Origin of the sequence: Pantoea sp. GD03673, assembly GCF_029844725.1 — a bacterium.
Taxonomy (GTDB): Bacteria; Pseudomonadota; Gammaproteobacteria; order Enterobacterales; family Enterobacteriaceae; genus Pantoea.
In genome coordinates this window covers 109079-121102 of sequence record NZ_JAOCKJ010000003.1, presented here as the reverse complement: position 1 = coordinate 121102, position 12024 = coordinate 109079, and the positions used below count along the sequence as shown (strand labels likewise).

The window sequence follows — 12024 nt, the reverse complement described above, 5'->3', positions numbered from 1 at the left end:
CCATGACATTGCCTTTAACCGAACAACTGGTGCAGTGGCGTCGCGAACTGCATCAGCATCCTGAACTTTCAAACCATGAATTTGCCACCACTGAACGCCTTTCCCGCTGGCTGGAAGAAGCCGGTATCCGGCTGTTGCCACTGGGGCTGAAAACCGGCGTGGTGGCTGAAATCGGTCACGGCGAAGCAACGATCGCCCTGCGTGCAGACATTGATGCGTTACCCATTGATGAAATCACCGATCGCCCGTGGCGATCACAGCAGCCGGGCGTAATGCACGCCTGCGGCCACGACGTTCACAGCGCGGTGATGCTCGGCGTTGCCCTGCAGCTTAAACAGCAGGAAGCCACGCTGCCAGGCCGGGTGCGGATTCTGTTTCAGCCCGCGGAAGAGACCTTTAATGGCGCACGGCAGCTGATGGATGCCGGTGCGCTGGAAGGCGTACAGGCGATATTCGGCCTGCACAATGCACCCGACCTGCCGCTGGGCACGCTGCGAAGCCGGGCGGGCGCGTTTTACGCCAACGTCGATCGCTTTGTAATACGCGTCGAAGGTAAAGGCGCACATGCTGCACGACCCCAGGAGGGCATCGATTCGATTGTGATTGCCAGCCATATTGTGACCGCCCTGCAGACCCTGCCGAGCCGGGTGTTCAGCTCGCTGGAGACGGTGGTGCTGAGCGTGACGCGCTTTACCGCCGGGAACACCTGGAACGTCTTACCGCAAAGCGTTGAGCTGGAAGGCACCGTGCGCACCCACAACAGCGAGATCCGGGCGCAGATTCCGCACCGCATCCAGTCGCTGATTCAGGGGATTGCTGCCGCATTCGGCGCGACCGCTGAGCTGGAGTGGACCGAGGGGCCGCCTGCGCTGATTAACACGCCAGGCTGGGTGGATGTGGCTCTGGAAGTCGCACAACAGAGCGGCTATCTCGCGGAGCATGCTGAGTCGCCGCAGATGGGCGGAGAAGATTTTGCATTTTATCTGCAACAGGTGCCGGGCGCGTTTGTCAGCATTGGCAGCGCCAGCGAATTTGGCCTGCATCACGCCGCCTTCGACCCGGATGAAGCGCTGATTGGCCCGGCAGTAGACTACTTCACGCAGCTGGTACCACGCGCGTTACAGATTGTGGCGGCGCAATGACAAAAAAAAGGCGTGCAGCTATGTCTGTTCCGGTTCCGCAACCGATTCTTGATCACGCGGTGATCAACGTCGCCGACCAGCTCGACCGCGCCAGCGCACGCTTCCGGCGGCTCGGCTTTCAGCTCACGGAGCGGGGTCATCATTCGCTGGGATCGAGTAACCACCTGGCCGTCTTTGGCGAAAATTATCTGGAGCTGCTGGGTTATGAGCCCGGCAACGAAGGCCAGCGTGCCGATCTCTGGCAGTCGCCGCTGGGATTGAGCGGTCTGGTGTGGAAAAGCGGCGATGCCGATAGCGAGTTTCAGCATCTGGAACGTCAGGATCTGGATGGCGATCCACCCGCCTCTTTTCACCGTCCTGTCGATCTGCCCGACGGTACGGTAACTGAAGCCCGTTTTCGTACCGTTCGACTGCGTCCTTCGCTGATACCCAATGGCCGCAGCTTTTTTTGCCAGCATCTGACGCCTGAGGCGGTATGGCAGCCTGCCTGGCAGCGCCATCCCAATGGCGTGCGGAACATCAGCGAATTTGTCATTGTGGCGCAGGATCCGGCGAACTCGGCTCAGGTCTATAGTCGCCTCTTTGGTGCCGCAAAAGTGCTCGCCTGTCCTGAAGGCGCGTTTGTTCTGCGTGCCGGTGCCGCCACGGTACGATTTGCGTCGGCGGCATTTGCGCTGCACCGGTTCGGCCCGCTCCCCGACGACTACGATGGCCGCGCCCGGATGGTGGCGCTGGGGTTTGAGACAGAGGATCTCGCTCAGGTAAGACGCGCACTGCTGGCGGGGAATATTGCGTTTCAGGATCAGAATGAGGCGATTGTGGTGGCGTCGGGTGACGGGTTTAATGTGGCACTGCGCTTTACCTGAGTCCGGGTTCAGGGTGTGAGAAAAAAACGCCTCAGTTGAGGCGTTTGTTTACAGACTGCATCCCGAGGCAGATCAGAAGGTGTAACTGGCGGTCACGGAGACGTTACGTGGTTCGCCGTAGACAACGGAGCTGGCAACGTTAGTGTCATACTCTTTGTCGAACAGGTTGTTGAGGTTGCCCTGCAGCGACAGATTCTTGTTCACCTGATAGCGGGCAAAAAGATCGACCAGCGCATAGCTACCCTGACGGGCACGCCAGGTGCCGTTGCCTTCCGGGCCTCCGACGTCGTTCCAGATATGGGTCTGCCAGTTCACGCCGCCGCCCAGCGTAAGCTGCTGCAGCGCTGGCAGGCGATAGCTGCTGAAGAGGTTAAAGCTGGTCTGCGGTAACTGGGGATTAAAGGTGCTGCCATCCCGGTTTTCAGCAATGTAACGCGTGCCGCCAAACGTCATCTGCCAGTTGTCGGTCAGTGCGCCATTCACCTCAAACTCTACGCCACGACTCACTACGCCTTTACGGCCAATGTAGGCCACATCCCCTGACCCCTGAATTGTTTGGGTGGTGGCTTCTCCGACGTTATCCAGCTCGGTGCGGAATACCGATATCGAGGTGGTTAAGCGGCTGTCCATCCAGTCAGATTTCAGCCCGGCCTCGTAGTTTTTGCCGATAACCGGTGACAGGTAGGCACCCGTCACATCGCGATAATCCTGTGGCTGGAACACCGAGGTATAGCTGGCATAAGCAGACCAGTTTTCAGCGAAATCATAAATCAGCCCGCCGTAAGGTGTGGTGTTGTTTTGCTCCACCTCATTACCCGGCGTTTCACGATTCCAGTTGGTGTAACGTGCGCCAGGAATCAGGTGTAATTGACGCCCACCATCAGCTCATGCTGACGACCCAGCAGTTCATACGGACCGCTGCCAAAGGCATTAACGACATCCACTTTGCGTTTATCGGTGTTGTAGCTTTATGGGTAGCAAGTAAGTAAATGATAATTAATGGTTATTAAAATCAGGGATGATTATCTTGCAACTTTCATGCAATTTTTTAAACGCTCTATATCAATTAGTTGCTGTCAGTTTTGCAGAACGCATTTTGCTTACTTTATAGACATAAAAAAAGTTTGAACTTTTCTTAAATGTTAATGGCAATAACAATCATTTGCATTTAGTATGCTTGCGCTTACTGAAATTTACCAAAGTTGCCGAAAAGATTCAGCAATGCTTGGGTGAATAATTGAGTCAAGAATATTAAACAAATGAAGAGGTTATGGCATGTCTTTCACCCGGGTTAGTTCAGAATCTGATAGTAGCGGCAAGTCTCAATCAACCAGAAACACCAAATTTGCATTTTCAGTGGTAGCGCTGATGGTAAGTAATGCATTGTTTTGCAGCGTCGCACATGCTGCTGAGCTTTCTGACAACAAAAACTTATCTTCTGACCAGACTCTGACTGTAACTGCAGATGAAGCCGTTGCTCCAGCGACATCAGCTGAACAGTCCTACACTGTTCCAGCGACTCGTGCTGGAACTAAACTGAACTTAACCCAGCGTGATATCCCGCAATCAGTCAGCACACTTACTGAGCAGCGCATTAAAGACCAGAACCTTCAGAACATTGGCGATGCTTTAGCGAACGTTACAGGCATATCAGCTTCACAAAATGACTCCGAACGTGTTGACTTCTACTCACGTGGTTTTTACATCAATAATTACACCTATGATGATATTCCTTCGACTCAAACTGGCGCGTGGAACTTTGGTGAAACTGATGGTGATTCTGCAATTTATGAGCGCATTGATGTCGTACGCGGCTCTACGGGTTTAATGACCGGTACGGGTAACCCGGGTGCTGCCATAAACATGATTCGTAAGAAAGCTGATAGTAAAACTTTTACAGGCAACCTTTCGACAAGTTATGGCACCTGGGATAATCAGCGCTATGTTGCAGACCTGTCAGGGCCACTTAATGACGCCGGTACGCTACGCGGTCGTGTGGTGACGGGTTACCAGGATCAAGACAGCTGGGTTGATCGTTACCATAAACGTAAAAAGTTCCTGTATGCCACAGTAGCGGCAGACCTTACCGAGAGCACTACACTGGACCTGGGCTACGACTATCAGTCACGTAATACAGATGGACCAACCTGGGGCGGCCTGCCAACCTGGTATAGCAACGGAAGCAAAATTCATTACGATCGAAGCGATAATCCTTCTGCCGACTGGACGCACTATAATATTCTGTCCCGCAAGGTCTTTGCTAACCTGACAACTAATTTCGACAATGGCTGGCAAACACGTATTAATGGCACTCATAGTGAATCAGACTTTGATAGTAAACTACTGTATGTCTACGGATACCCTGATCAGCAAACGGGTATACTGAACAGTGCAGGATATGGATATGCAGGTTGGTACAAAGGTGTTCGCACTCAAACAGCTATAGACGCTTATGCCACCGGTCCATTTGAGCTATTAGGACGACAACATCAATTGGTTGCTGGCGTGGATTATAGCCGTCAACGTAATAAGTATATCTATTCCTCTGAAATACTGTCACCAGCACAGGTTGGAAACTGGAATGAATGGTCAGGGAACATTGATGAACCTCAATGGCCAGCCTGGGCATTGTCTTCAGAAGACACTATACGCCAGAAATCTGCATATACAGCAGCTCGTTTTTCTCTTGCAGATCCACTTTCCCTTATTGTTGGGGCTCGCTATACCCAGTATAGCGCGAATGGCACGTCTTCAAATATGGATAAGAATAACATTACTCCATATGGCGGCCTTGTTTATGATATTAACGAAACCTATTCTGCCTTTGCGAGCTACACATCAATTTTCCAGCCTCAAACTTACCGTGATCAGCAAGGCAATTACCTGAAACCTGTTACCGGAAGAGATTATGAAACTGGCATCAAGGGTGATTGGGATGATGGTCAAATCACTTCCAGTCTTTCTGTATTCCGTATCGAGCAGGAGAATCTTGGCCAGATACAAAGTAATACCTACGTTAATAATAGTAGTGAGAATGCGTACAGATCCTCCAAAGGCGTTGTAAGTCGCGGCGTTGATTTTGAGATAAATGGTGCTGTCACTGAAAATTTGAAGATGACCTTTGGTGCGACTCGCTATGTTGCTAAAGACGCTTCTGGAGAACGTTCAAATCCATATATGCCACAAACCAGCTTGAAGCTATTCACAAGCTATAATCTTCCAGTCCTTCGCGAGTTGACTGTAGGGGGAGGCATCAACTGGCAAAACCGGACCTACAAGGAAGCTACTAACGCCTCAGGTGAGACCGAGCGCGTTTATCAAGGAAGTTACCCTATCGCAAACCTTTTTGCGCGTTATCAGGTTAACAAAAATCTTTCGGTACAGGGTAATGTCAAAAATATATTTGACCGAGAATACAATACTGATCCGTCAGGTGGTGTTGCATTTAACGAGCCACGAAATTATTCAGTCAGTCTGAATTATAATTTCTGATTTCAAGAATTGACCTCTAGCCCGGATAATATCCGGGCTTTTTTTGCCTGCTGCTTAGCTCTGAATAAAGCACTATAAGCCCACCTCGTCGTCTGAAAAGAGAGGCGCGATTGAGTCTTTACCCGGTCGCCGGGCTTTTATCCGCCCAGACCGTCAAGGTCTTTGAGCCTGGCACCCATAGCTTTGACAATCTCAGATTGATCATCGATTAATTTCTGTTGCGAATGACATACTGTCAGGAGTAGACCAAGCTGTTCCAACGGATCAAGGGATTTCATGCCATCAGAGTTCGTGATTACACCTTCCGGCAGCAGCTCTTCAAATTCCTGAGCAATCACCCCGTATTTATGAGAAGAACCAACCTGTTTTCCCTCTGCAATAACCATCTCACCTGTAATGGGATCGGGCGATTGATAAGTGAATATTTTATCTTTAAATTTATATGCTACTGGGCGTATCTTGCGAATGATCTCCAGTGCAAGCTTCTCATCTGCTTCTTCAATTCCTTCTTTCAGCGTTTTATCTGAATCAAAAAAATTAATACCTTTAGCTGCACCATCTACCTTCACTTCAAGGTAAGTGCTGCTTACTGCTGAGAAGGCTCTCACACGGTTATTTACTGAAACTGAGCCGTTGGCCGCATAGAATAAACCATCTGCAGTGAACTGGAAGTTCGCGTTTTCAACATTATTCGCTGAGTTTACAATGCGAATATTAAACCCGCCTACTCCACTTCCTCTGTTAACAACAATGGAACCTTTACCACTTCCATTGTCTTCATTCCAGACAAGATGTGTGCCTTGCTGCCCCATATTCACGCCGTTAGACGTTGCGGAGACACCGTTTTTCGCAACGATGGTTGTACCAGTCAGGCCACCAGTTAGCGTTCCGCCCGATAGCGGTAGTGCACCAAGATTGCTTAACGCAGTTGTTTTATTAGAAACATCATTGAGGTTCTGACTTTTATCCATTTTTCCTGAAACAGAGCCCACAATGCTGTTCCATGATGGCCCGCTGTACTGGCTGCCATCAGGCAGCGTAACCGAAATATTTCCGCTGCCACTGTAAACCTGCTGCCAGTTCGCTTTGTCGAGATTAAGACCGCGAATGGCCTTAGCTACATCAGCCGCTACCTGCGCAGTGATACCGACCAGTGCAGCATTAGGAACAGCCGTCCACGCAACGCCTGAAGCTGTTGGGCCGTTATATGCTGTAGTGAGTGTTACGCTGTTTGCTGAATTAACCGACTGGACTCCGAGCGTATAGGTAACGCCTCCCACTAAAGCAACAAGGAAATCGTTCGCCTTCAGCTCGGTTGTGAAGCTGGTGCCAGAGCCTGTCACAGTCGTTGAGTTGTTAGTTAATGCAATAGTGCCTGCTGGCATGGTGATCTCCGGGCAAAAAAAATCGGCGCTGTGGCCGGATTGAGATGTTGTTTGAAAATTTATTTATCGTATTTGATGGTGATTTTTCGACCGTTTAGGGGCTATTTTTTTCGAAAGGCATTTCTTATATTGCATTTATAGAAATTCTTTCAAAAAACCTTCCGGGACTGATTTTACAATCATTAAATTTTTATCTCGTCCTTACTGGTTAAAGTCTAACCCAACGATAACCTCGCCAGACTTTCCGGGTTGCCATGCTCTTATAGGGTAACTAGCTGCATAACAATAAGAAGATGACAAAATCAAAAACGAAAACTCAATAACAATCCTTTTCACTTGAATTTCTTTATGATTAATTTAATTCATTGCCGCTTAAAACTAGCGAATTTTATTGAATTCTTTTGTTTTTTAAGTGTATTTTAATCATAAATGGTGCAGTCGATGTAGGGAGGTGCGTAACCACTTCCTTTCGTGGAATTTACCGGAATTATAGAGGAGCCGCGCCCCATTTCATTTGAACGAACAACGGTGTTATCTCCGTTCCAGTAGCATCCAGTGGAGTGAATTATGATCTGCGTAAAAATATTTCCCCCTACAGTTTGCGAGTAGACTACCGCTCCACACCGTGCAGGAATGATCGCTTTTTTCCCTGCTATAGTTTCGTTTAGGTAACCAGCCGTTCCGGCTCTTCCAGTTGGAATAACAATGTTGATACCACGCAATACTTTCGTTTCGTTTGTCAGAATGCATCGCCCATTTTCGTCATAAATTGCTATCCCCCATACTGGAACTGGTTGAGCAACTGCGCCGAATACATAAATTGTACCGCTTACAGTGCCACTCCTGGATGCCCCAACAACAAGGCCATGCGTCCCAGTAACTATCTGTTGATAGCCCCACCCATCGGGCTGGTCGAATCTCACAAAATACAGATATGGGACTTCTCCGGTAGAATCCAGGCTAATCCGCTGTCCGTTTCCTGAATTAACCTTGGCATCCACAGAAAAAGTCTGTCGCCTGATTAGCGCGAACGGAATGGTGTCCTGTACATAGAAGGGGGTTCCGTCTTCCCTTGTAAGCATTGCTCCAAAGCTCATGATATGTAACCCATTATGTACATTGCATTCAAAGGAAATCTGTCCGTGCCAGATACATTATTTGGTGCTGGCTCGACAATTATACTGTTTCCAGAAACATAAATGCGGCGGCGGTTATCACCAACCCCATCTGTTGAACTATCAGGCATTACGACAAACCGAAGGGTAAATCCGGCAGGTATCGAAAAGTTGAAGGTCGCGTTAAGAATATTTTCATCAATTCTAAAATATCCAAGAATATTGACAGGAATTAGTCCATTATTACTATAGTTACCGCTTGCATCCCACGTTCCAAACCCATATGCCATTAGCTGAGTTTCCCCATTCTCACGCGCAGGACACCATTTCCGTCATAAACGGATATCTGATTGTTGGTTTGCACCATCCGACCATTGCCAGGATCATAACCATTATTTTCAAAGGTTCCGTCCTTGCTTAATCTCCAGCCCGTGGCTCCGGCAACGTAATTTGTAGACTCGATATAGGCGGCAATCATTGCACTGGTAATGGTGGCGTCACCGATAAAAGCCTGATTGATAATTGTCTGGCCGTTCTGAATGGCAAAGAAAGTTTTCGGCGTAGCGCCAACCTGCGACATTACGGCGAAGCGGTCAGCCAGGAACAGCACCTGCGTCTGCATGCCGGAAGGAGAATTCTCAACGCCAATCCCCATCCCAGCCGCGTACTGGCGACCATTGCTGTCTACCGCCACCTTGACAGAGTATTGAGCAGAGAGCTTGCCGTTGGTTTCAGCCAGCGCCGTGGATGTCTGCTGAATAGCAGCAACGTTACTCCCCACTGCGGCCTGCACCTGCTCAAACTTCTGCGCATAAGCCTGGTCGTTAGTGGCGATGGTCTGCTTAACGGCCAGGATATCGGCGCGGTTCTGGTTGTTTGCGCCAGCGATTGCCATCTGGTGATCAACAGTTGCATCGAGGTTCAGCGCGTTCTGCAGCATCGCATCAATGTTGGTATCTACCCTGGCAATGAGCTGCTTACCGGCATCCGTTTTCAGCACCTGCCCGGTAATATCTCCCAGCAACGCGGTAGCATCAACACTGCTGGCACCTTCTGTAAAGCCAGTCCAGTCGCCTGTGTTGCCGATACGGTCCACCAGCCGTGCACGATACCAGCGGCGAACACCAGCAGGCATAGGGCCGTGCTGATAGCTCACTCCGGGGTAAGGCACATAGGCCAGAAACTGCGGATTCTGCCCGTCTGCCGTTGTGGCCACCTGCATCTCTGTATGAGAGGTATCACCGGAACCATCAGGAAACGCCCACGTTACATCAATTGCCCACACCACGTTGTCAGTAGCGCGGAGGTTAACCGGCGTGCCTGGCTTACCCGCTTTGCCAGTGAGTGAAGTTGAGTCTGCGTATCCCCAGGGCGAAGATGTTTCCACCGCGTTAACAGCACGCACCCGGACATCATAGACGCCAGTGTAAATGCCCTGAATGCTGAAGCCCTGTGCGCTGGTGACTGCGACGTTAATCCAGTCGCCTTTATCCTTGCGCCACTGAGCCTCATAGCTGATCGCACCCTCTACCCTGTTCCACGTGACCTGCATTGATGAGACGGACAGCCCCTGCTCAACAAAGCTGACTTCGCTGATTTTGATGTTGGCCGGTGCCTTAAGCACGCTGATAGGTGTAACCGTGATAGGCGCGGGCTCAATGCGTACGCCATCATCAATGTAGCGGTACTTGTTCGGGTCGTGCTGCACCCCGGTGATGGTGAATGTACCATCATCGTTTCCTGCTACTGAGGTGACACGAAAATACTGAATTGCCAGATTGTCGCTGTCGATGGCCCAGACTGCGCCCGCCACCGGCGTCATGCGGAAGGCGGTATTCACGCTGACGGTTTTATTATCGGCGCTGATGCTGCCAATTGTTCGTGTCTGTGCAGTGCCGTCCGGCAGGTTCAGAACCAGCCGATCACCTACAGCGTAATCAACAGCACGGTCGAGCGTGATGTGAAGGCCATTTACCGCGCTGATGCGGCCACCATTCTGCTTACCGCTGCGGAACGGGTCTGCTACACCGATAATTTCAGCCGGGATCGGAATGTAACCATCCAGGCCAACGCCGAATGACACGGTCCCATCTTTCGCGTTGGAGAGAATGGCCCAGCGCCCGCGCCGATGCGCCTCGCTCTGAGACGTGCAGCCGATGGCGGTCAGGCTCATTTCGCGAACGTCATAGCGCTGCACCAGATCGGCGTCGTATACGCCTTCAACAGTGTCAGAGTAGTGATTAATTGGATCGGACCAGCTTACCTGACAGGATGAATAACGATTCTTATAGCTGCCACCGGCATACGTGAACAAGCCGTCGATAACGTTCGCCGCGTGGTAAACAAAATCTACGTCAACATTGCCGTCTGAGTCGATCTGCGGCACGTCCGCATTCACAAAAATCTGGCTGTTGCCCCAGAACGTGATGCCACGGAATATCGCCGCAATGTCCTTCAGCACGGTATACGCATCCTGCTGGCTCTGGATGAAGACGTTACAGGTAAAGCGAGGCTCCGTGCCGCCTGCGCCGTCTGACACCATCTGATCGCAGTACTGCGATATGCTGTAGAGCTCCCACTTGTCGATCATCGTGGCATCGACACGCGTCCCCATACCGAAGATTTTATCCAGCACCAGGTCATAGAAAATCCATGCCGGATTGTCGGTATAGGCATATTTGAAATCACCCTGCCATGTACCGGTATACGTGCGTGAAACCGGATCATAGGTCGTCGGCACTCTGACCATACGCCCTTTTGGCTTACAGGTAACCTTCGGAGCCTGTCCGCTAAACTGGCTGGCATCGACCTCAATGTACAGCACCGCAGTATTGGGATAACGGAGTTTGCTGTCGATGACCTCTGCGAATGAAAAAACTTTGAAGGCGTTGAGCAGCTTTGAGGATGTCGAGTCAGGGGTAATACGGCGCACCCGGACAGACCAGCCGGATGTCGCATCAGGCAAATCGATACGATGATCGCGCTGGTATTCAGACGTGGTCTTGCCGTTGAAGCTGCCGTCGACAACAGTGGTCCATGACCCACCGTCCGTCGACAGATCAATGGCATACTGTGTCACGGTGCCAACCATGTCGCCATTGTCTTTGTACTGATACTGGACCGGCAGGCTGAGCTTAATGCGGACTGCATCAAGTGTGAGATTTGAAAACTGGCGCGTCCAGGCGACAGCCTGCGTGACGGCAACACCCACTGAAAGTTCGTTGTCGACCTCCGGCATACCCTGAATATAGGTCTGGTCCTGCGTTCCTCTGCGCCAGTCCCACACGACACCGGTAAAGTTATAGGTGCCGTCTTCGTTCGCCAGCTGTGTATCGTTCAGGTAAATCTGCTGCGCGGTTAAATCGCCCTGAATCTCACCTTCGGAGATTGCCAGCAGCATCTTCAGTTTGGCGACAGACAGAAGATCGTCTGCCTGCTCTACCGGCGTATGAGCGCTACCGCCACCGCCTTTCCTGCCCTTAATCACGGCACCTTCGAGAAGTCGCATATTTCACCCATAAAAAAAGCCACCCGAAGGCGGCTTTAGAATTACTGTTCGAATATCAGGATGTTGCTGATAGACACTTAAGGATATGTTGAGTATTCAGCCCGTTCATGTTTGGGGCATGGACGCACACAGCAATGAGGGATGGCTGATTACCTCTGGAAAGGAAAAGGTATGCAGTATTTACATAAAAGAATGCACCTCAACCAGGGCGATACTGTTGTCGTTAACTGTTCTCATCAATGTAACGTGCTAATGACGACTGACAGCAATTTTAATAACTACAGAAGCAATCGCAGATTTCAGCATCATGGAGGTGGCGGTTTTTTCAAGCGCCTGCCGGCTCATCTGCATGTTCCTTATTCCGGCTACTGGAACATTACTCTGGATTTAGGTGGTGGCTCGGCCAATATTCAGCACAGTATCAGTGTCATCCAGGCTTAGTGCTTCTTATTTAGCCTGACCCAGAGCATCCATAAGGGCGTCAATGACTTTTTTCTGTGTGCCGCCCTTCATGTA

The 12024-nt window shown here is 50.5% G+C and carries 8 protein-coding genes and 1 pseudogene; 4 read left to right on the top strand and 5 right to left on the bottom strand.

The features are described from left to right. Positions 1–2: 2 nt before the first annotated feature. On the top strand, positions 3–1142 hold the full coding sequence (locus N5J69_RS06505) for an amidohydrolase (protein WP_279768935.1): 1140 nt from the start codon (positions 3–5) through the stop codon (positions 1140–1142). A 20-nt stretch (positions 1143–1162) separates the two neighbouring features. After that, positions 1163–2008 carry a VOC family protein gene (locus tag N5J69_RS06500; protein ID WP_279768933.1) on the top strand — a complete coding sequence of 282 codons (846 nt, stop codon included), beginning with the start codon at positions 1163–1165 and terminating at the stop codon, positions 2006–2008. A 72-nt stretch (positions 2009–2080) separates the two neighbouring features. Here N5J69_RS06500 and N5J69_RS06495 read toward each other — a convergent pair. Then, positions 2081–2973 (bottom strand): annotated as a pseudogene (locus tag N5J69_RS06495) (TonB-dependent receptor); the annotation flags it as partial. Between the two features lie 310 nt (positions 2974–3283). On the opposite strand from N5J69_RS06495, the gene fhuE reads away from it, so the two are divergent. After that, entirely contained in the window at positions 3284–5500 is a 2217-nt protein-coding gene (gene fhuE, locus N5J69_RS06490; RefSeq protein WP_279768932.1) for a ferric-rhodotorulic acid/ferric-coprogen receptor FhuE, read from the top strand. A gap of 137 nt (positions 5501–5637) precedes the next feature. Here the strand turns inward: fhuE and N5J69_RS06485 are convergent, their stop codons facing one another. From N5J69_RS06485 to N5J69_RS06470, 4 genes are all read right to left on the bottom strand, one after another. Further along, positions 5638–6885 carry a tail fiber domain-containing protein gene (locus N5J69_RS06485; protein ID WP_279768929.1) on the bottom strand — a complete coding sequence of 416 codons (1248 nt, stop codon included), beginning with the start codon at positions 6883–6885 and terminating at the stop codon, positions 5638–5640. Between the two features lie 419 nt (positions 6886–7304). Continuing rightward, positions 7305–7982, bottom strand: coding sequence for a hypothetical protein (locus tag N5J69_RS06480; protein WP_279768927.1), 678 nt, complete (start codon positions 7980–7982; stop codon positions 7305–7307). After that, positions 7979–8290 (bottom strand): hypothetical protein, encoded by a 312-nt coding sequence (locus N5J69_RS06475; protein WP_279768925.1) that lies wholly within the window; start codon positions 8288–8290, stop codon positions 7979–7981. Before N5J69_RS06475 ends, N5J69_RS06480 begins: the two co-directional genes overlap by 4 nt. Continuing rightward, positions 8290–11508, bottom strand: coding sequence for a host specificity protein J (locus tag N5J69_RS06470; protein ID WP_279768923.1), 3219 nt, complete (start codon positions 11506–11508; stop codon positions 8290–8292). The genes N5J69_RS06475 and N5J69_RS06470 overlap by 1 nt, the downstream gene beginning before the upstream one ends. Before the next feature lie 141 nt (positions 11509–11649). On the opposite strand from N5J69_RS06470, the gene N5J69_RS06465 reads away from it, so the two are divergent. Next, entirely contained in the window at positions 11650–11949 is a 300-nt protein-coding gene (locus N5J69_RS06465; protein ID WP_279768921.1) for a DUF1883 domain-containing protein, read from the top strand. Positions 11950–12024: the final 75 nt, after the last annotated feature.